A 19,346-nucleotide genomic window follows, 5' to 3' on the forward strand; every position below is an offset into this window, starting at 1 on the left:
GGCTTGGACCGTGATCTTACCCTAGCCACCCTGCTTCAATGCCCCCGAACACCAATGCGCCTCCCACAAGCGCCGCCATAACATAGCCGATCCAGCCCCGACCCTGTTTCTCGCGCCGATCCCAGATAAGCTCCACTTCATCGAGCGGCGGCTGTTCAGGCGCGCCGCCCTTGGGCGGGAATTTCTCTTCCAGCCGGCGGATCAGCTGCGGCACGCGGAGTAATGTCTCGGTATCGTGGCGGATACGATCGGCAATCGCCGCTTCCGGGCCCAGTTCATCGCGCATCCAGCTGCGAACATAGGGCGCGGAAGTCTCCCACATATTGATCGACGGATCGAGCTGTGTCGCGATACCCTCGACCATCACCATGGTCTTTTGCAGCAGCAGCAAGTGCGGCTGCGTCTGCATGTCGAAATCGCGGGTAATGGCAAACAGCCCGTCGAGCATTTGCCCTACCGAAAGCTCGCTCACCGGCTTGCCGCGCATCGGTTCTCCCACGGCGCGCAGCGCGGTCGCGAATTCGCCGACATCGTGATAGCTCGGCACATATTGCGCTTCGAAATGAATCTCGGCGACGCGTTTGTAATCGCCCGTGATGAGGCCGTAGAGGATTTCTGCCAGCCACTGCCGCGCCTGCGTATCGATCCGACCCATTATCCCGAAATCGATGGCAACGATTGTGCCATCATCTTTCACGAACAGATTGCCCTGGTGCATGTCCGCGTGAAAGAAGCCGCCTGCAATCGCCTGTGTCAGGAAGGCAAGCACCAGCCGGTTGGCAAGTTCGGGCAAGTCATGGCCTGCCGCGATCAGCGCTTCGCGATTGGAGATCTTGACGCCATCGATCCACTCGATGGTCATCACCCGGCCATTGGTACGATCCCAGTCGATATCGGGGATGTGATAGCGCTCGATCCCGCGCATCGCCTCAGCCAGTTCCGAAGCCGAAGCCGCCTCGCGCCGCAAGTCGAGTTCGCGATTGGTCCAGCGTTTGAAATTGGCAATGGTCAGGCGCGGGCGCAGCCGAGATGCTTCCCCGCCGAGCGCCTCAAGATGCGCCGCAGCCCATTCATAGGTCGCGAGGTCCTCGGCGAATTTCTCACGAATGCCGGGACGCAGCACTTTGATCGCGACTTCGCGGCCTTCGGTGGTGATGCCCTTGTGCACCTGCGCGATGCTGGCGGCACCTACGGGATCAGGATCGACGTGGCTGAAGAGTTCTTTGAGCGGCCGCTCGAAACTCGCTTCGATATGCCGCTTGATCTCTGCAAAGGGAACGGGCGGCAGATTGTCCTGCAGGCTGAGCAGATTATGCGCCGCTTCGTCGCCCACCAGATCGGGGCGCGTCGCCAGGGACTGCCCAAGCTTGATCGCCGCCGGTCCTACAGCACGGAATGCTCCGGCATAATCGGGCTCACGCGGCTGGATCGTGCCGAAACGGGCAATCCGCACCAGCCGTTTGACCGGAGCAGGCGTGTTGGGATCGCGCTCGATCCCGCGCAGCGCGCCATGCCGCGCCAGCGTCCGGCCCCATTTGAGAAGCCGCCAGATATGGGTCGAAGGCCGCGTCACGCCAAATCATCCCTTCCCGCTTGCGGGAGGGGCAGCGAGACTTGGCAGCTTGCCTGCCTAGCCGCAGCGGGGTGGGCTCTGTCGAGCCCATGCCCACCCCTGACCCCTCCCGCAGGCGGGAGGGGAATCGTCTTGGCGCTGCTCACACTTTCCACCCCGAATGGATGTTCACCGCACCGCCAAGGATGCTTTCGACCTTGGTATGCGCAAAGCCCGCGCGCTGAATCATCGCTTCGAATTCGGGCGGCTTGGGAAAGCGGCGAATGCTTTCGGCGAGGTAGCGATAGCTGTCCTCATCATTGGCAATCGCCTTGCCGATCTGCGGCATCAGCCTGTGCGAATAGAGATCGTAGACTTCCTTGAAGCCGCTCCATTCGGTGTTGCTGAATTCCATGCAGAAGAAGCGCCCACCGAATTTCAGCACACGGTGCGCTTCGGCCAGCGCCTTGTCGATAAAGGTGACGTTCCGGATGCCAAAGACGATGGTGTAGGCATCGAACTGGCGATCGGGATAGGTAAGCTCTTCGGCATTCTGGCAGGACCATGAAAGTCCATCGATACCGCGATCCATCGCCCGTTCGATCCCGACATCAAGCATGTCCTGATTGATATCGGCAACCACAACATCCGCGCCGCGCTCTGCCATGCGAAAAGCGATATCACCCGTGCCGCCAGCCATATCGAGAATCGCCTCGCCCGGCTGCGGTTTTACGCGGCTGACGAATTTGTCCTTCCACAACCGATGCATCCCGCCCGACATGGCATCGTTCATGATGTCATATTTGGCAGCGACATTGGAAAAGACCCCGCCCACACGTGCAGTCTTCTCATCGGGCGCCACGTCTTCGTAGCCGAAAGATACCTTTTCACTCATGGCCGCTCACTTAGGGGCAATTGTGCCTCGCGCAAAGGGTGTTAAAGGCTGTAGCCATGCCGGAATTGCCCGAAGTCGAGACAACCGTGCGCGGATTGGCGCGTTTCATGGATGGCGAGCGGATCACGCGCGTCCAGCTCAATCGCCCGGACATGCGCTTTCCATTCCCGCAGGGTCTGGTGCAATCACTCACCGGCGCGCGAGTGAGCAGCCTTGGCCGCCGTGCCAAATATGGCCTTATTCATACCGACCGGGACAGCACGCTGATCTTCCACCTCGGCATGAGCGGCCGCTGGCGGATCGATCCCGAAGACGACGAGAAGCACGATCACCTTGTTATAGAGACCGCGCGCAATCGCTTCGCGCTCAATGATCCGCGACGCTTCGGCTATGTCGATCTCGTCGATACGCCAGCCCTCCAGCAATGGCCTGCCTTTGCCGCCATGGGTCCGGAGCCGCTGAGCGATGATTTGACAGTCGAGCATCTGCGCGCGGCTATCAGTGGCCGGAAACAGGCGATCAAGCTGCTGTTGCTGGATCAGCACGTGGTGGCAGGGCTCGGCAATATATATGTGTGCGAAGCGCTGTTCCGTGCCGGTATCAATCCGTGCAAGGCAGGCGGGCGAGTATACAGGCCGGCATTGGAAAAGCTGGTTCCCGCGATCAGGGATGTGCTGACCCAGTCGATTACCGATGGCGGCTCCACCTTGCGCGACTATGCCCGCCCCGATGGCGAGCTCGGCTACTTTGCCACGCGCTTTCAGGTTTACGGCCGTGAAGGCGAGCCGTGTGTGCGCGGCGACGGCGGGATCATCAGGCGGGTCGTGCAAGGCGGGCGCAGCACATGGTATTGTCCTGTTTGTCAGGTTTAGCCTCATGATCGCCCATCCGGGCGATCGTCCTCGGTAATTATTTGTCTCATGCGGCCACATCCGTGGCCGCGTCCTCGGTGCTATTCGCTCCGGCGGGCTTCGTCCGCCTGCGCGGCACCTGCGGGCTTCGCGGTTGCTCGCTGTCGCCCGCCTGCGGCCAGCGAGACCAGCGCTCCAGTGTATCGGTGTTGCGGAGCTCGCTCGGCGACCAGCCGAGGGCAAGGCCGAACGGCCACCCGCAGCGGGCGCGTAGCGAAGCGGAGCGCGTCTAGCGAGGACGAAAGCGCGGATGCGCTTTCGAAAAGCAAACCACACTCCCCGGATGGGCGTGCGGAGAATATCGACCCAACTCAACACTTGCGTTTTTCGGACTGCGACACTAAATGCCGCGCCGATGCGGCGCTTTTTGCGCCCTTTTACCGATTCTAACGAGACAATGGACCGGCCGTTCGCGGACGGCTGAGATACAGGATTTATACATGGCCAACACGCCGCAAGCCAAGAAGCGCATTCGTCGCAACAATAACCGCGCCGAGATCAACGGTGCCCGTAAGAGCCGCATCCGCGGTTTCGTGAAGAAGGTCGAAACGGCCGTCTCCGAAGGCGACAAGAAGTCGGCTGAAGAAGCACTGCGTGCTGCGCAGCCCGAGATCGCTCGCGGTGTTGCGCGCGGCGTGATGCACAAGAACACGGCCGCTCGCAAAATGAGCCGCCTTTCGAAGCGCGTCGCCGCTCTTTGATTCGCTGACACGGCAGCTGCGATTCGCACGCAGCCGGCGCGGCAAAACGGAACGAAATTAGAACGAGGCTCGGGGTTTTCCCGGGCCTCTTTTTTTGCGTTTGCGAACTGACCCGAGAGCGCTCGGTAAGAATCTAGGAATTCCCGCGATTCGCGAGACTGTCACAAAACTATCTTTTGGAATCAGTGATATAAACGCAAGTCTGCGGCTTAGAGGCGAGTCAAGAACCTAAATTTTAATAAATTTGTCACCACACACTTGCCCCCCGGCGTGAGACGTTCATAACAGGGTTCTGGACGCGGCGCACTGCATCGCAGCCGGCAAATATTTAGTTATCGACGACAACAGTTCTGAAGCTCTCCAGCACGAGTTTCGGATCGGGGAAGTTGTGTCTGTGTCGCCGATGAGAGGGGGCAGCCTGCAAAGGCTCATAACCAAGGGACGGGGTTCACGAGATGATAAGAATGGGACCGCACAGCGGCCGTTCGGGCGCCAGAAAAAAAACAGCGGTTGAGGAAAATATGGAAGATCACGAAGCAGTAGACCTGGCCGCCGATTGGGCAGACATCAGCCAGGGGCTTCGAAAGGATCTTGGTCACCAGCTTTTCACCCAGTGGATCAAGCCGATCCAGCTGGGCAAGATCGACAAAGAAAGCGGCACGCTGCAGCTTTTCCTGCCGACCGAATTTTCCGCAAACTGGGTACGCGATCGCTATCATGATCGCCTGTCGCTCGCGTGGAAGATCGCACGCGGCGAAGTGCGCCACGTCAAAATCGAAGTGCATCCGGGCCGCCGCAAGATTGCCGATTTCGATCTGCGTGGGGACGATGGCTTTGGCCACCGCGCCGCCAATGATGCGACATTGGCGATGGAATCGATCGGTGACGATGGCTTCACTAGCTCGGTCGGCCTCGACCCGAGCCAGACTTTTGCCGCTTTCGTGACCGGCAGCACCAATGTGCTTGCCAAGAATGCGGCAGAGCGCATGTCCAAGGCCGAAAAGCCGCAATTCAGCCCACTCTATCTGAAGGCCGCGACGGGCCAGGGCAAGACGCACCTGCTCCACGCCATCGGCCATTCTTACCTGCAGGCCTTTCCGCGCGCCCGCATTTTCTACTGTAGCGCCGAGCGCTTCATGGTCGAATTCGTGCAGGCGCTGAAATCGAACGCAATGATCGAATTCAAAGGCCGCTTGCGCGCTTTCGACCTGCTGCTGGTCGATGACATCCAGTTCATCATCGGCAAAGCCGCCGCGCAGGAAGAATTGCTTTACACGATCGATGCGTTGCTCGCCGAAGGCAAGCGACTGGTGTTCGCCGCCGACCGCGCACCGCAGGCGCTCGATGGGGTCGAACCGCGCCTGCTCAGCCGCCTCTCGATGGGTCTGGTCGCCGACATCCAGCCTGCCGATATCGAACTGCGCCGCGCGATCCTTGAATCGAAACTTACGCGTTTCGCGCCGCTGGAAGTGCCCGCCGATGTGATCGACTTCCTCGCTCGCACCGTGTCGCGCAATGTGCGAGAGCTGGTTGGCGGCCTCAACAAGCTGATCGCTTACGCCCAGCTTACGGGGCAGGAAGTCTCGCTCCAGCTCGCCGAAGAGCAGCTGACCGATATCCTGTCGGCCAATCGCCGCCGCATCACGATTGACGAAATCCAGCGCACCGTTTGCCAGTTCTATCGCATCGACCGCAGCGAGATGAGCAGCAAGCGCCGCGCACGCGCCGTGGTGCGTCCGCGCCAGGTGGCGATGTATCTGGCCAAAGTGCTGACCCCGCGCAGCTACCCTGAAATCGGTCGCAAATTCGGTGGCCGCGATCACTCGACCGTGATCCACGCCGTGCGCCTGATCGAGGATCTGCGCGAGCGCGATGCCGATATGGATGGCGATGTGCGCAGCCTGCTGCGCCAGCTCGAAAGCTGAAACGAGTTACCGGCGGCGCGGCCTGCCTGCGTCGCCGGACCACAGCCTATCCACCTGCAATCCACTGACCTCGCACAGGGCTGTGCACAGCCTTGCGCACATGCGCGCCCGCCGGCGCTAACTACAGCCTTAAGTCGCAGGTTTTTCTTAGATAGTGTGCCCTGCCGCGTTGCGGCAACGCTTGGCCGTGGCGGGGCCGTAGATGTGGAACGCGGGCCCTCCTGATCGATTGAATCGATAATAACAGGAGAATTACAATGGCTGGTCCACTTATCGCACTTTCCCTTATGACACTCGGCGCGGGTGCCGCCGTAGGCGTGCAGCAATATCGCAAGATGAAGCGTCAGCTGCCAGAGAACAATGACATCCATCCGGAAGAGCGCTTGCAAGAGCAGCGTCTCGAAGAGGAGCGCGCAGAAGAGCCGCGCCTTCGTCAGGATGAGCAGCGGCTTGATAAAGCGACCGTCTAGGCAGACGTAAAAACTGATCCAGAAAGGCCGGCCGCAGCGCCGGCTTTTTTGTGCGCATCATCCAGTGCGGCCGGAGCAAAAGTATCGACACTGCGCCCCGCCAATGCCAACAGGCGCGCATGGACGAACCTCCCCATCCCCTGTCTCAAGAACGGCTCGATCGCTTCGCGCGGCACATTGTCTTGCCCGAACTGGGCGGCGTAGGGCAGATGGCCTTGTCGCGCAGCCATGTCGCGCTGATCGGCCTCGGCGGTATCGGCGCGCCCGTTTTGCAATATCTCGCCGGGGCGGGTGTCGGGCGGTTTACCCTGGTCGATGATGGCGATGTGGAGGCGAGCAATCTCCAGCGGCAAACGATCTACACCACACGCGACATCGGCCACGGCAAAGCGGTTTCCGCGCGCCGCTGGCTCGCCAATTTCGATGACAAGCTAAGCGTGGAGATTCACGACCAGCGGATCGCAGCTGATAATGCCGAAAGGCTGTTCGCCGACGCCGATCTGGTCATTGACGGAACCGATAATTTCGCCACGCGTCTCGCCGTATCGGACACATGCGTGGAGGCCAAAATCCCGCTGCTTTCAGCTGCCGTCGGCCGCTTTCAGGGGCAGGTCGCGGCCTTCCAGGGCCATCTGCAAAGCGAGCCTTGCTACCGCTGCTTCGTCGGCGATGCTTTCGACGCGGAGGACTGCGACACTTGCGCAGAAGATGGCGTGCTCGGCGCAATGGTCGGCTGGGTCGGCACTTTCGCCGCTATGCAGGCGGTGCGCATTCTGGTGAGCACGGCTGCCAATATGGGCGATCCCGGCTGGGGCACTCTCCAGCTGATGGACGGGATGAAACCCGGCATGCGGCCTATCACGATTGCAAAGGATCCGGAGTGTAAGGCGTGCGGCTAGCCGCGCGCTGACAACACCTCATCCACCCATCTCGGTACCAGCTCGCTCGCCGGGCCTAGCCGTGTTTTATCGAAGAAATGCGATCCGGCGCTGCCTTCAAGATTGAGTTCGAGCGTTCGCGCTCCTGCGCGGCTAGCTTCCTGCACGAAGCCGGCTGCGGGATAAACTGCGCCGCTGGTGCCGATGCTGACAAACAGGTCGGCTCGCGCGACGGCATCGAAAATGCGGTCCATCTGGTATGGCATTTCGCCGAACCAGACGATGTCGGGGCGCATCGCCGCCGCTCCGCATGAGGGGCAGGCAGGGCCATCGCACAGGGTGCCGTCCCATCTGTGCCGGGTATCGCAGGCGCGGCACCATGCGGACAGCACCTCGCCGTGCATATGGAGCGTGTTTTGCGCTCCGCCGCGTTCGTGGAGATCGTCGATATTCTGGGTGACGAGCAGCAGCTCGCCGTCCCATTCGCTCTCCAGCCGCCCCAATGCCTTATGCGCCGCATTCGGCTGGGCTCCCATCACATTGGCGCGCCGTTCATCATAGAAACGTTGGACGAGATCCGGATCGCGGGCGAACCCTTCCGGCGTGGCGACCTGTTCCACCGGATGGTTTTCCCAAAGACCGTCTTCGGCGCGAAACGTCTTGAGGCCGCTTTCGGCGGAAATCCCTGCGCCTGTCAGGATCACGATGTTTTTCATGGACAGACACTCCCCGATTCCGTTTGTCCTGTGCTTGTCGAAGGACTGCCTTTTCTTCTAGCTATGTAAACAAGCAAGGACAGCCCTTCGACAAGCTCAGGGCAATCGGAGGGTGGTTTGGCGAAAATTGGCATCATCGGCAGCCAGGGGCACATGGGGCAGGCCATCGCAGCAGTGCTGGGCGCGGGCGAGCATGAGTGCGCTGGCGGCGCGGACAAGGATGGCGACGTCCCTGCACTGGCAAATCGCAGCGATGCGCTGGTCGATTTCTCCTCGCCCGCCGCACTACAGGCCAATCTCGATGCAGCGAGCGCAGCGGGCATTCCGATCCTGATCGGCACCACGGGGCTGGCAGACGAACATCATGCAGCAATCGAGGCGGCGGCAAAGCATATTCCCGTCCTGCAGACCGGGAACACGTCGCTCGGCGTGACGCTGCTCGCCCATCTGGTGCATGAAGCCGCCGCGCGCCTTGGCGACGACTGGGACGTCGAAGTCCTCGAAATGCATCACCGCATGAAAGTCGATGCGCCATCGGGGACGGCGCTGTTGCTCGGCGAAGCGGCAGCGGATGCGCGCGGCATCGCACTGAGCGATCAGACCGAAAGCGGGCGCGACGGGCACACCGGGGCGCGCGCCAAAGGGGCAATCGGCTTTGCAGCACTGCGCGGCGGCACGGTAGCCGGAGAGCATTCGGTGATCCTAGCTGGCGAGGAAGAGCGCATCACCCTCTCCCACAGCGCGGAAAACCGCAGCATCTTTGCCCGCGGTGCCGTTCGTGGAGCGGCATGGCTCATTGGACGAGAAGCGGGACGCTATACGATGAAGGATGTGCTTGATCTCTGAGTCCCGATTTTGGGGAGGGGAATTCAGATGGCAATCGATCCGGCAGCAGCAACGCAGGCATATATCGACACGCTGAGTGCCGAGGAGTTGGCACTCGCTCGCGACTACACCACGGGCAATCACTGGCTGCTGCTGGCGGGTCTGCTGGTTTCGGCCTTTGTCACCTGGGTCATCGTGCGCAGCGGTGTGCTCGACAAGGTGGCGAAAAAACTGGAAGCGCGCGGCTTTTTCCTGCGCACCTTCTCCATCGCGCTGGTTTTTCTCCTCGTCAGCTCCATCCTGGCGCTGCCTTTCGGTATTTACGAGGATTGGTGGCGTGAAACGCAATATGGCCGCACGAGCCAGCCGCTCGCCGATTTCCTGAGCCAGGGTGCGATTGGCACGATCATTTCCGCAGTGCTGGGCGGGCTATTCCTGACCGGCCTTTATCTCCTCATTCGCAAGGCCGGCCGGTTCTGGTGGGCGTGGAGCGGCGCGCTGGTTGCGGGAGCGGCGTCTTTCCTTTTGCTCTTATCGCCCGTGTTCATCGAGCCGATCTTCAACCAATATCAGTACATCCCCGAAGGTGAAGTGCGTGATGCGGTGCTGGAATTGGCCGCCGACGCAGGCGTTCCGGAGGATCGCGTCTTCATGTTCGATGGTTCGCGCCAGTCGAACAATTTCACCGCCAATGTCTCCGGCGTGGGCGGCTCTGCACGCATCGCGATTTCCGATGTCGCGATGGATGAGGCTTCGCTCGATGAAGTAAAGGCGGTTACCGGGCATGAGATCGGCCATTACGTGCTCGGCCATGTGTGGCGCACGCTGATCGTCATCAGCATCCTGGCAGTGCTCGTCTTTTTCCTGACCGATCGCACCTATGGCTGGTTCGCTCACAAATTCGGTAGCGATGCCGCCTTGAAGGATCCGCGCGGCTTACCGGTATTGGCCTTTACGTTTGGCCTGTATTTCCTGCTGGTGACGCCTGTGACCAATGCAATGACGCGCATCGGCGAACGGGAAGCTGATGCCTATTCACTCGAGACGGTCGGCCTGCCCGATGCGCTCTCAGGAGCGCTCATTAAAACGGCCGAATATCGCTATCCTCTCGCGGGCCCTGTGGAAGAGGCGATCTTCTACACCCATCCGACCGTCGAAAACCGCATCCGCCGCGCAATGGAATGGAAAGCCGCGAATGGTGACGCTACAGCCGGGGAATGACGAAAGACCAGATTTTCGAATTCTTCCGCCGGATGGCCGAGCATAATCCGGAGCCGGAGACCGAGCTCGAATATAGCAATTGCTACCAGCTCGTCGTCGCCGTCGCGCTATCGGCGCAGGCTACCGATGTGGGCGTGAACAAGGCGACGCGCTCGCTCTTCGCGAAAGTCGAAACCCCGCAGCAAATGCTCGATCTGGGGATCGAGGAGCTGACCCGTCACATCAAGACCATCGGGCTGTTTAATTCCAAGGCGAAGAACGTCATGGCGCTCAGCCAGCTACTGGTGGACGAATATGGCGGCGATGTGCCCGACACGCGCGAAGACCTCGTCCGCCTTCCGGGCGTGGGCCGCAAGACCGCAAATGTCGTGCTGAATTGCTGGTTCAAGCAGGAGACGTTCGCAGTCGACACGCATATCTTGCGCGTCGGCAACCGGACGGGCCTCGCAAAAGGCAAGACGCCCGAGCAGGTCGAAGCCAAGCTGGAGAAGCGCGTGCCCCAACCCTTCCGCTTGCACGCCCATCATTGGCTGATCCTGCACGGCCGCTATGTGTGCAAGGCGCGAACGCCCGAATGCTGGCGGTGCGACCTGGTCGATCTATGCAGTTTCCGGAAGAAGGTGCTGGAGAAGCCGAAGGGGCGCTAAAGGCAACCGGCTGCGAACTCGCACGCATACCAAAGTGCGAAAACGGCTGTCGCAAAAAGTCCGAGAGGTACGTAGAGCATCGTTACGATTGCTTTCCATCGCTTGCCGATAGGAAGGATTTGGATTCCCATCACACCCGGCACCAAGAGCCCCACCCAGATTAGCCACCAAGGTAGCTCGAAGCTGCGTTGCGATGCGGTGAAGTCAGGTGGGCCAATCAGTAGCGCGAGTAATACGAACGGGGCCACTAGAGCTAGGGCAAGCCCTATGGTCCACAAAAACGGATTAAACTCTGTCAGGCCTTGTGGAGCTCGCTCAAACATCATCCGCGCTGCGTAGCTCGCCTTTGTCGAGTTCGCCCAGACTGCTTGCTGTCGTTACTGTAACGGTCGCATCGCCGGTCACATTTGTGGCCGTGCGCATCATGTCCATGATGCGGTCCACGCCGGCGACGAAAGCGATCGTTTCAAGCGGCACGCCGACAGCGCTGAATATCGCGCCCATCATCACGAGGCCCCCGCCCGGAATGCCCGCAGCGCCGATCGAACCGAATGTCGCCAGCAATGCGATCACAAAATAGTCGGCCCAGGAAAGGTCCACACCGAAAAGCTGCGCACCGAACAGGGTGACGAGGCCGAGATACATGGCCGTCCCGTCCATATTAATGGTCGAGCCGAGCGACACGACGAAGCTGGAGGTCGGCCTGCTGACACCCAGATTGCGCTGAGTGCAGCGCAAGGTCACAGGCAGAGTCGCAGAGGAGCTTGCCGTGGAATAGGCAACCGCGATCGCATCCACCATGCCGCGGAAAAAGCCGATGACATTCACCCTCGCCACGAATGCTAGGATGCTGACATACATGACGCTGATCACGATCAGGCAGCCGACATAGTTCAGCGCCACCAGCTTGCCGAGCGCGACGACAGCATCAAGCCCCAGCGTGCCGACCACCCACGCCATCAGCGCAAAGACACCGAAAGGCGTCAGCTCCATGATCAGGATGGTGATCTTCTGGAAAATCAGCGCGCCGCCATCGAAGGCTTTCGCGATCATCGCCGCGCCGTGCACGCCTGCGCCGGTTTCTGCTTCGTCATCATCCTCTACATCGCCGCGTGCAAGCAGGATGCCGATCCCGACGAGCAGCGAGAATACGATCAGTGGCAAGACCTGGACATTGGCCATCACGCCTACCGGGCTGACGGGGATCATGCTGCGCAGCATCTCCCGCCAATCGAACGGTGCCGGTTCGGGGATTTCTCCCATTTCGAGGATGGAGGTATCGATGCCGGCGCCGGGCTGGAAAATCGTGCCGAGCGTCAGTCCCAACACTACGGCCACTTGGCCTGTAATCACGAAAAGCAGTATGGCCCGCCAGCCGACGCTGCCCAATCGGCCGAGATTGCCGATCGCCGCGACGCCTGAAACCACGCTGAAAAAGATCAGCGGCACGATCAGCATCTTGATGAAGTCGATGAAGATATCACCGATGATCTTGATGCTTTCAGCGCCGGGTCCCCAGATATAGCCGGTGATGCCGCCGAGGATCAGCGCCGCTATCACGCGTTGCCACAGCGGAATTGCGAACCAGAGTTTCATGCGCGGCGTCCCTTCCCTAGCTCGCCATCAGACCGTCTGTGCCTATGCGGCAATGAGCGCTTTCTCAAGCGCCCCTCTCTTGCGCATCACCGATTTCAAACTGCGAAATTGTCCATTCCTCGGATCGCGCGGCCTCAATCCATTGCTGCATCCAGTCGTGCTCCCACACCGCCTGCATATAGGCCTGCGCGAAGCCGGGCACATTGATACCGTAGGTGATGAAGCGGCTGACGATGGGCGCGTAGAAAATGTCTGCCGCGCTGAACGTGCCGAACAGGAATGGCCCGCCCTTGCCGAAGCGCGCCCGCGCCTCTGCCCACAGGCCGAGGATGCGCACAATATCGGACTTAGTCTCATCGCTCAGTTCGACTTGTACCTTGGCGCGAATGTTCATCGGGCAATTGCGGCGTAGCGAGAGGTAGGAGGAATGCATTTCCGCGACCATCGCCCGGGCCATGCCGCGCGCTTCATCGGCTTTCGGCCAAAAGCGATCCCGCCCGACTTTGTCTGCGAGGTAATCCATGATGGCGAGGCTGTCCCACACCACGACATCGCCGTCCCACAGCACCGGTACCTTGCCATTGGAGGGCTGGAATTCGCCTTCCTGCGCCTTCTTCGCCTCCCAGTCCTCTCCGGCGATGTGCACGATCAGCTCTTCGAAATTGAGGCCGCTTTGCTTTGCCGCCAGCCAGCCGCGCAGCGACCAGCTGGAATAGTTCTTATTGCCGATAATCAGCTTCATGCAGTGCTCTTTCCCCGTTTCAGCGAGGCCTAACGGTTAATGTTGACGCTGTCGAGGCTGAACAAAAGCCCATCAAAAAGCACGGTTTCCCTCGGCTTTGCAGACGTGGTTATCACGCGAAATGTAAAATGCCTTCCCGGTTTGTTAACCATCCTCTGCCATGACGACCACTGACCTTCGGGCAAGTCCCGCATAGATGAGGGGTGTGAGTGGTCGGCACAAAACCGACAGGAAGGGCGAAAGCCCGGCGGATTGAACGCCTTAAGCATGCTCTTTGGGCAGGGTTGATAGCGTGCCTTTGCGCTGTCATGGGTCTGTTCGATCCCGTCGATCAGACGATCTGGGCAGTTCAAAATCTCAGCGCCACCCAAAATGCGTCAGGAGACGTCGGCTATATCTCCACCGAGCGGGACCTAACCGACGCCAACTTCCCGGAGCGCAGGGTTGAGCTGGCCCATTTGATCGATCGTTTGGACGCAGCAGGCGCGCGCGAAATCTATATTGATGGAGTATTTTCTCAGCCAACTTCGGAAGATGCCGACTCCACGCTGAACAGCTCGCTCCGGAATTTCAGCGGCGAGGCGTACCTTGCTCAGCGGGTTTTCGAATCGATTTCCCTGCAGATTGAGACCAAACGATCGGTCCCGCAAATCGCAGAGGGTATCCCAGAGGTCGCTTCCGACAAAATAACCAACTTTCTCGGCTTTGATTGGGAAGGAACATATCAGGTTAACACCGTTGACGGCATGAAACCCTCAATTGCAGCGCAGGTTGCTGGGGTTGAACCCACCGAAACAAATTCCTTCCCGATCAATTACTCCTTCGATCTGAGCACCATCCCGTCGATGAGCTTTGCACAGGCGAGGCGAAATGATGCTGATCTCTCACGCTTCGAGGGAACGGTGGTAATCATCGAGGCATCGCAGGTTGAAGGATTCAGCATTCCTGGGGTCAGAGATGTGCCTTCCGTTCTCGCGCACGTCTTTGCCGCAGAATCGCTCAAAGCCGGACACACACGATTTGTACCAGGTATCTTTGCCGCGGGAATTCTTGCGCTGTTGGTACTGTTGGCGGGCTTGGTCGCAGAGAAAACGATCCGTCGCGCACTTTATGCATCGCTGATTGTCGCGCTGATCGGATTCAGTGCATTTTCCGCCGTTCTTGGCTGGCGTATGGGCTTCGCCGATGCTCTTGCCTTTGCCGGAATCTTCGCGATTTTCCGCCTGCGGACCGTCTGGAAAGAATCCTTCGCGCTCGTCGATCTCGAAACCAATCTCCCGAGCTTTGCGGCGCTGGAGACCGACAGGGATGTGTCGGAAACCGTACCCGCCATCATTGTCGCCAAGATTCATCGGTTCGAGCAGGTCCGTCGCTCACTGCCAAAAGACCTTCATGCCGAATATATGCTGCGCATTACCAACCGGCTGAAGGCGGCAACGCAGGACGCGACGATTTACCTTGGCCAGGGGCACCTGATCGCATGGGTCATGCACGAGAAGGACCCGGCCCTGTTGCGGGAGCATCTGGAAGGCTTGCGCGCACTCTTCTCTGCTCCATTGCTTGTGGCTGACCAGCAGGTCGATGTCGGAATTTCATTCGGCGTCGATATTTCACCCAGCCCCAATGTCGCACGGCGACTGGCGTCGGCGGTCGAAGTCGCGGAAAAGACCAATGAGACTTATGAGCCTATAGCGATCGCCGATACGGCATCGGATGACGATCTGATCTGGAACATCTCGTTGCAGGCCCGCATCGATGCAGCGCTTTCGAACGGCGAAATCTATCTGGCCTACCAGCCCAAGGTGATGGTGCAGACCGGCGAGATTATCGGCGTGGAAGCACTCGTGCGCTGGAAAGACCCGGTGAAGGGACACATTCCGCCAGACAATTTCATCCGTCAGTGCGAGACCGCAGGACGCATGACCCAGCTCACCCGTTTTGTACTTCAGGAGGCCTGCAAGGCTGGCAATGCTTTTGAGGATAAGGGCCTCAACCTGCCGATTGCGGTCAATATTTCGGCCACGCTGGTTCACGAACATCAGATCGTCACAATGGTCTCGGACGTGCTCGACGAGACCGGCTTCGATCCGCGTCGCCTGACGCTGGAGATTACCGAGACTTATCGTATCTCCAATATCGATCGCGCAGCGGAAGTCCTGACCAGCCTTCGCCAGCTTGGCCCGAAGATTTCGATGGACGATTTTGGCGTCGGCGCCGCCAGCCTCGAGGCACTTTTGCGGCTGCCGTTTTCAGAGCTGAAAATTGATCGGCTTTTTGTCTCGCAAATCACTACCAGCGCCAAGGCCGAAGGCATCGTGCGGTCCATCCTTCAGATGGGCAAGGACCTGCGAATCATCGTTGTTGCTGAAGGGGTTGAAGACAGCGGAACGTTAACCCTTTTGCGTGATTCCGGGTGCCTCGTGGCGCAAGGATTTGGCATTTCCCGGCCCGTTGATTTCGATAGAATCATTAAATTTCAGATAGATAACCCTAAGACGCTTCTGCAAAACATGGTTTAAACTTTACAAATACCTTTGGTTAATGCAGTTTGATCCTGTTCAAACAGGAGAAAACCCATGGGTAGAAGCATTTGGGATTGGATCTTCGGTCGTGGCGGTCAGCGCAGCTGACCTCAGCCAAGAGATTTTATCAATATGAAAAAGGGCGCCGCTGGCGCCCTTTTTTATGTGCGATTTGGAAGCGATCTGGCCGCCGAATTGCGCCCTTAAAGACGCACGTCGCGCAACAGGGCCGCGCGCAGCTCATCGAGGCCCATGCCCTTTTCAGCGCTGGTGACATGAATTTGCGGGAATGCGGCCACGTGCTTTCGCGCTTCGGCTTCGACCTTTGACGTGACCGCTTCCAATGCGCTAGCTTTGATCTTGTCCGCTTTGGTCAGCACGACGCGATATCCGACAGCTGCCTCATCGAGCATTTTCATCATCTCACGGTCTGAATCTTTCAGCCCGTGGCGGCTATCGATCAGCACCATGGTCCGCTTCAGCGGCACGCGGCCGCGCAGAAAGGTTTTGACGAGGTTCTTCCACTTCGCGACGACTTTCACCGGTGCCTTGGCGAAGCCATAGCCCGGCATGTCGACGAGGCGGAACTGCGTAGGCTCGCCCACTTCGAAGAAGTTTAGCTCCTGCGTGCGTCCCGGTGTTACCGATGCGCGCGCGATGGCCTTGCGCCCCGTCAGCGCATTGATGAGCGAGCTTTTGCCGACATTGGATCGGCCGCAAAAAGCGATTTCGGGATAGTCCGGCTCGGGAAGGAATTTGAGCTGCGGCGCAGATAGCAGAAACTCCACACGGCCTGAAAACAGGCGGCGCGCTTCCTCCGCCAATTTCTCTTCTTCCTCGGTCATTGCAATTCCTCCGAACCGGCGAGGGGGTCATCCCTTCGCCTGTTCTGCTTTCTTGCGCTCCGCCTCTCGCGCCTTTTCCTCGCGCTCCTTCTCCATCTGCGCTTTCAGCTGCGGATTGCGCGAATAGAGGTATTTCTGCTGGGCCAGCGTCAGTATGTTGTTGCTGATCCAGTAAAGCAGCAGGCCCGCAGCAAACGGTGCCATCACGAACATCAGCACCCACGGCATGATCATGAAGATCTGCTGCTGCATCGGGTCCATCGCCGCGGGGTTCAGTTTGAACTGCAGCCACATGGTGAAGCCGAGTAGCACGGCCAAAATACCGATCGCGAGGAAGCCCGGCGGGGTGAAATCGAGCAGGCCGAACAGGTTCAGGATCGTTGCCGGATCGCGCGCCGAGAGATCCTCGATATAAGTAAAGGGCTGGTGGCGCATCTCGATCGCGAGGAGCAGCACCTTGTACAGTGCGAAGAAGATCGGGATCTGGATGAAGATCGGCAAGCAGCCGGCCAGCGGATTGACCTTCTCATCCTTGTAGAGCTTCGCCATCTGCTGCTGCAGCTCTGGTTTGTCGTCCTTGTAACGTTCCTGCAGCGCTTTCATCTTCGGCTGCACCGCGCGCATCTGAGCCATCGAGTGGAACTGCTTCTGCGCAATCGGGAACAGGATCAAGCGGATGATGAGCGTCAGGCCGATAATGGCGAGGCCGAAATTGCCGACAAGGCCGAACAGGAAGATCAGCACCTGCCACATCGGCCAGGCAATCCAGCGAAACCAGCCCCAATCGATAGCAAGGCCGAAGCGTTCCACGCCCTGCGCCTGGTATTCGTCCAGAACGCCGCTTTCCTTCGCGCCTGCAAACAGGCGAGTGGTGCGCGACACGGTTTCGCCGGCGGGCACGTTCACCGCGTCATACAGAAGTTCGGAGCGGAAGAGGTTGTTGCCAAGCGAGCGGACATAGCCATTGGTCGCTTCGCCTTCCTGCGCGATAAGCGCCGAGAGCCAGTAGATATCGGTGAAGCCAACCCAGTCGGTATCGCTGCCGAAATTGATCGGGCCTTCTTCAAGGACCTCATCATAGTCCCAATCGAAATTCACGCCTTCGCCGGTGGCCGCGATCGGGCCTGAGTGGACATTCCACGTGCTGGCGCTGGCAGTCTCGCTGGTACGCGTGACAGTCGCGAACGGACGCAGTGCGACAGTCGATGCGCCAGCATTGCGCACGGCCTGCGTGACGGTGAGCATGTAGTGCTCGTCAATTTCGAAGCGCAGCGCGAAGGTCAGTCCGGCGCCATTGTCCCATGACAGGGTGACAGGGGTTTCCTGCGTCAATTGGTCGCCTTCGGTAACGCTCCACACCGTTTCGGGTCCGGGCAGCGATACGCCGTCGCCATCCCAGCGGAACGCAGCGTAATGCTGTGCACTGGTGCCAGCGGGCGAGAACATGCGCACATTGTCGCTGCTTTCATCAACCGTCTCACGGTGTGTCTTCAAGTCGATATCGTCGATCCGCGCGCCGACCGGATTGATCGAGCCGTGGATTTCCGGCGCGTCGATGGTGACGCGTTCGCTGCTGGCAAGCGCGCTGGCGAGATCGACCTCGACTTCCGCGCTCACATCTCCGCCGACTCCGGATGCAGCTACATCCCCATCGGCGCGAGCGGCCTGCGTGTCCTCACGTCCGGCCATATTGGAAGGCGTTTCTTCCGGCTCCGGATAATAGGTGCGCATGGCGAAGTCCCAGCCGAAAAGCAGGACTGCGCTCAGCACTACGGCGAGAATGAGATTACGCTGGTTGTCCAAGATGAATTATCCGTCGCGATTATCTGTGTCGGGAAGCGTGGCAGCGCCGCGCGCCGGCGGAACCGGATCGTGACCATGCCCTCCCCAGGGATGGCAGCGCATTATACGCTTGAACGTCATCCATCCACCCCTGATTGCACCATGTCTTTCGAGAGCCTCGATTGCATAGGCGCTGCAGCTGGGCTGGAAGCGGCAGGTGGGCGGCAAAATGCGGCTCGGCCCCACTTGCCAGAAGCGCGCGATGAGGATCAAAACGCGCTTCACCGGCGCGGCCTCCTGCTGCCCTTGCGTGGACGGCGTGGCGGGTCCCCCTTCCCTTCACGGGCGCGGGTGAGAGCGGCTTCCAGCTCCTCGCCTAGCTGCGCAAAATCGCGCTCCACCCCACCATCCCGGCCAATCAGCACGTGATCGTGATCGGGCAGGCCATGCTCCGGCAGTGCGGCGCGCAGCAACTCACGAAAGCGCCGCTTCATGCGATTGCGGACCACCGCATTTCCGATCTTCTTAGTCACAGTGATGCCGTAACGCATTCCCTCGCCGCCATTAGGCCGCACAAGCAGCACGAACCCCGGCCGCGCAACGCGCAGTCCGCGATTCGCCGCGAGAAAATCCGCGCGTTTGGTGAGGACCGTTGGGGTCATGTTTCGAGAGATAGTGGGCCGAGAGAGCGATGCCGAATCTTTTGTTGTGCGAAGCCGCATCCGCGGCTTCGTCCTCAGTGCTATTCGCTCCGCGGGGACTTCGTTCCCGCTGCGCGGCACTTGCGGGTCGCGCCGTGCGCTCGGTCGGTCGCTTCGCGCCCGAACTGAGCCCTATTCTATAAACGCAAAAACGGGCTCCGAGAGGAGCCCGCAAGGCCGAATTGGCCGTCCACAGGTGCTGCGCAGTCCGAAGGACGGAGCGAGCAGCACCGAGGATGCTCGCCCGGATGGGCGAGCCTAAAGAATCAGGCGCAGAGGTTCTTGCGACCGCGACGACGGCGCGCGCGCAGGACCTTGCGGCCACCCGGGGTGGCCTTGCGGGCGAAGAAACCGTGGCGACGAGCGCGCACAAGGTTGCTCGGCTGGAAAGTGCGCTTCATGGCAAATACCTTCAAA

Annotated in this window: 19 protein-coding genes; 9 read left to right on the top strand and 10 right to left on the bottom strand. The window is 59.8% G+C overall.

Annotation, left to right across the window (positions count from 1 at the left end; all coding sequences use genetic code 11):
• Positions 1-16 precede the first annotated feature (16 nt).
• On the bottom strand, positions 17-1,573 hold the full coding sequence (ubiB, locus tag I5L03_RS00375) for a 2-polyprenylphenol 6-hydroxylase (RefSeq protein WP_197919703.1): 1,557 nt from the start codon (positions 1,571-1,573) through the stop codon (positions 17-19).
• Between the two features lie 142 nt (positions 1,574-1,715).
• Positions 1,716-2,447, bottom strand: coding sequence for a class I SAM-dependent methyltransferase (locus I5L03_RS00380; RefSeq protein ID WP_197919705.1), 732 nt, complete (start codon positions 2,445-2,447; stop codon positions 1,716-1,718).
• A gap of 56 nt (positions 2,448-2,503) precedes the next feature.
• Here I5L03_RS00380 and mutM point away from each other — a divergent pair, with 56 nt between their 5' ends.
• The 5 genes from mutM to I5L03_RS00405 all read left to right on the top strand — a co-directional run bounded on the left by mutM (position 2,504) and on the right by I5L03_RS00405 (position 7,353).
• Complete coding sequence (gene mutM, locus I5L03_RS00385; protein ID WP_197919707.1) at positions 2,504-3,319, top strand: bifunctional DNA-formamidopyrimidine glycosylase/DNA-(apurinic or apyrimidinic site) lyase; 816 nt, start codon at positions 2,504-2,506, stop codon at positions 3,317-3,319.
• 479 nt (positions 3,320-3,798) lie between these two features.
• On the top strand, positions 3,799-4,059 hold the full coding sequence (rpsT, locus tag I5L03_RS00390; protein ID WP_197919709.1) for a 30S ribosomal protein S20: 261 nt from the start codon (positions 3,799-3,801) through the stop codon (positions 4,057-4,059).
• Positions 4,060-4,580: 521 nt separating this feature from the next.
• Positions 4,581-5,984: a chromosomal replication initiator protein DnaA gene (dnaA, locus tag I5L03_RS00395; protein ID WP_325099998.1), complete on the top strand. Its 1,404-nt coding sequence runs from the start codon at positions 4,581-4,583 to the stop codon at positions 5,982-5,984.
• 257 nt (positions 5,985-6,241) lie between these two features.
• On the top strand, positions 6,242-6,454 hold the full coding sequence (locus I5L03_RS00400) for a hypothetical protein (protein ID WP_197919713.1): 213 nt from the start codon (positions 6,242-6,244) through the stop codon (positions 6,452-6,454).
• A 119-nt stretch (positions 6,455-6,573) separates the two neighbouring features.
• On the top strand, positions 6,574-7,353 hold the full coding sequence (locus I5L03_RS00405) for a HesA/MoeB/ThiF family protein (protein WP_197919715.1): 780 nt from the start codon (positions 6,574-6,576) through the stop codon (positions 7,351-7,353).
• Here the strand turns inward: I5L03_RS00405 and I5L03_RS00410 are convergent.
• Positions 7,350-8,048, bottom strand: a complete 699-nt coding sequence (locus I5L03_RS00410; RefSeq protein WP_197919717.1) for an NAD-dependent deacylase — start codon at positions 8,046-8,048, stop codon at positions 7,350-7,352. The two genes, I5L03_RS00405 and I5L03_RS00410, sit on opposite strands and share 4 nt — an antisense overlap.
• A 117-nt stretch (positions 8,049-8,165) precedes the next feature.
• Between I5L03_RS00410 and dapB the strand changes: the two genes are divergently transcribed.
• Genes dapB through nth form a run of 3 tightly spaced genes read left to right on the top strand, consistent with a single transcriptional unit; the run spans position 8,166 to position 10,741 of the window.
• The gene (gene dapB / locus I5L03_RS00415; RefSeq protein WP_197919719.1) at positions 8,166-8,894 is read left to right on the top strand and encodes a 4-hydroxy-tetrahydrodipicolinate reductase; all 729 of its coding nucleotides are present in this window, start codon (positions 8,166-8,168) and stop codon (positions 8,892-8,894) included.
• 27 nt (positions 8,895-8,921) lie between these two features.
• Positions 8,922-10,094, top strand: coding sequence for a M48 family metallopeptidase (locus I5L03_RS00420; protein ID WP_197919721.1), 1,173 nt, complete (start codon positions 8,922-8,924; stop codon positions 10,092-10,094).
• Positions 10,091-10,741: an endonuclease III gene (nth, locus tag I5L03_RS00425; RefSeq protein WP_197919723.1), complete on the top strand. Its 651-nt coding sequence runs from the start codon at positions 10,091-10,093 to the stop codon at positions 10,739-10,741. Before I5L03_RS00420 ends, nth begins: the two co-directional genes overlap by 4 nt.
• Before the next feature lie 315 nt (positions 10,742-11,056).
• Here the strand turns inward: nth and I5L03_RS00430 are convergent, their stop codons facing one another.
• Together I5L03_RS00430 and I5L03_RS00435 are read right to left on the bottom strand one after the other, a co-directional pair.
• A complete protein-coding gene (locus tag I5L03_RS00430) occupies positions 11,057-12,337 on the bottom strand; it encodes a dicarboxylate/amino acid:cation symporter (protein ID WP_197919725.1) in 1,281 nt (426 codons plus the stop codon).
• A gap of 64 nt (positions 12,338-12,401) precedes the next feature.
• Positions 12,402-13,079 (bottom strand): glutathione S-transferase family protein, encoded by a 678-nt coding sequence (locus I5L03_RS00435; protein WP_197919727.1) that lies wholly within the window; start codon positions 13,077-13,079, stop codon positions 12,402-12,404.
• Between the two features lie 308 nt (positions 13,080-13,387).
• Between I5L03_RS00435 and I5L03_RS00440 the strand changes: the two genes are divergently transcribed.
• Entirely contained in the window at positions 13,388-15,598 is a 2,211-nt protein-coding gene (locus I5L03_RS00440) for an EAL domain-containing protein (protein WP_197919729.1), read from the top strand.
• Positions 15,599-15,804: 206 nt separating this feature from the next.
• On the opposite strand, the gene yihA is transcribed toward I5L03_RS00440, so the two are convergent.
• From yihA to rpmH, 5 genes are all read right to left on the bottom strand, one after another.
• On the bottom strand, positions 15,805-16,446 hold the full coding sequence (gene yihA / locus I5L03_RS00445; protein WP_197919731.1) for a ribosome biogenesis GTP-binding protein YihA/YsxC: 642 nt from the start codon (positions 16,444-16,446) through the stop codon (positions 15,805-15,807).
• Between the two features lie 27 nt (positions 16,447-16,473).
• Positions 16,474-18,249, bottom strand: a complete 1,776-nt coding sequence (gene yidC / locus I5L03_RS00450) for a membrane protein insertase YidC (RefSeq protein ID WP_197919733.1) — start codon at positions 18,247-18,249, stop codon at positions 16,474-16,476.
• A 6-nt stretch (positions 18,250-18,255) separates the two neighbouring features.
• On the bottom strand, positions 18,256-18,513 hold the full coding sequence (yidD, locus tag I5L03_RS00455; RefSeq protein WP_197919735.1) for a membrane protein insertion efficiency factor YidD: 258 nt from the start codon (positions 18,511-18,513) through the stop codon (positions 18,256-18,258).
• Positions 18,510-18,890 carry a ribonuclease P protein component gene (gene rnpA / locus I5L03_RS00460; RefSeq protein ID WP_197919737.1) on the bottom strand — a complete coding sequence of 127 codons (381 nt, stop codon included), beginning with the start codon at positions 18,888-18,890 and terminating at the stop codon, positions 18,510-18,512. The genes yidD and rnpA overlap by 4 nt, the downstream gene beginning before the upstream one ends.
• A 305-nt stretch (positions 18,891-19,195) precedes the next feature.
• Positions 19,196-19,330 carry a 50S ribosomal protein L34 gene (gene rpmH, locus I5L03_RS00465; RefSeq protein WP_160674864.1) on the bottom strand — a complete coding sequence of 45 codons (135 nt, stop codon included), beginning with the start codon at positions 19,328-19,330 and terminating at the stop codon, positions 19,196-19,198.
• Positions 19,331-19,346 lie beyond the last annotated feature (16 nt).

Source organism: Aurantiacibacter sediminis, from assembly GCF_016019885.1.
Taxonomy (GTDB): domain Bacteria; phylum Pseudomonadota; class Alphaproteobacteria; order Sphingomonadales; family Sphingomonadaceae; genus Alteraurantiacibacter; species Alteraurantiacibacter sediminis.

Coding starts and splice junctions, on each gene's coding strand:
- rpmH (WP_160674864.1), bottom strand. CDS start 19,330: ATGAAGCGCACTTTCCAGCCGAGCAACCTTGTGCGCGCTCGTCGCCAC.
- yihA (WP_197919731.1), bottom strand. CDS start 16,446: ATGACCGAGGAAGAAGAGAAATTGGCGGAGGAAGCGCGCCGCCTGTTT.
- I5L03_RS00380 (WP_197919705.1), bottom strand. CDS start 2,447: ATGAGTGAAAAGGTATCTTTCGGCTACGAAGACGTGGCGCCCGATGAG.
- dnaA (WP_325099998.1), top strand. CDS start 4,581: ATGGAAGATCACGAAGCAGTAGACCTGGCCGCCGATTGGGCAGACATC.
- I5L03_RS00420 (WP_197919721.1), top strand. CDS start 8,922: ATGGCAATCGATCCGGCAGCAGCAACGCAGGCATATATCGACACGCTG.
- rnpA (WP_197919737.1), bottom strand. CDS start 18,890: ATGACCCCAACGGTCCTCACCAAACGCGCGGATTTTCTCGCGGCGAAT.
- I5L03_RS00435 (WP_197919727.1), bottom strand. CDS start 13,079: ATGAAGCTGATTATCGGCAATAAGAACTATTCCAGCTGGTCGCTGCGC.
- I5L03_RS00440 (WP_197919729.1), top strand. CDS start 13,388: ATGGGTCTGTTCGATCCCGTCGATCAGACGATCTGGGCAGTTCAAAAT.
- I5L03_RS00430 (WP_197919725.1), bottom strand. CDS start 12,337: ATGAAACTCTGGTTCGCAATTCCGCTGTGGCAACGCGTGATAGCGGCG.
- I5L03_RS00410 (WP_197919717.1), bottom strand. CDS start 8,048: ATGAAAAACATCGTGATCCTGACAGGCGCAGGGATTTCCGCCGAAAGC.
- I5L03_RS00405 (WP_197919715.1), top strand. CDS start 6,574: ATGGACGAACCTCCCCATCCCCTGTCTCAAGAACGGCTCGATCGCTTC.
- I5L03_RS00400 (WP_197919713.1), top strand. CDS start 6,242: ATGGCTGGTCCACTTATCGCACTTTCCCTTATGACACTCGGCGCGGGT.
- nth (WP_197919723.1), top strand. CDS start 10,091: ATGACGAAAGACCAGATTTTCGAATTCTTCCGCCGGATGGCCGAGCAT.
- mutM (WP_197919707.1), top strand. CDS start 2,504: ATGCCGGAATTGCCCGAAGTCGAGACAACCGTGCGCGGATTGGCGCGT.
- rpsT (WP_197919709.1), top strand. CDS start 3,799: ATGGCCAACACGCCGCAAGCCAAGAAGCGCATTCGTCGCAACAATAAC.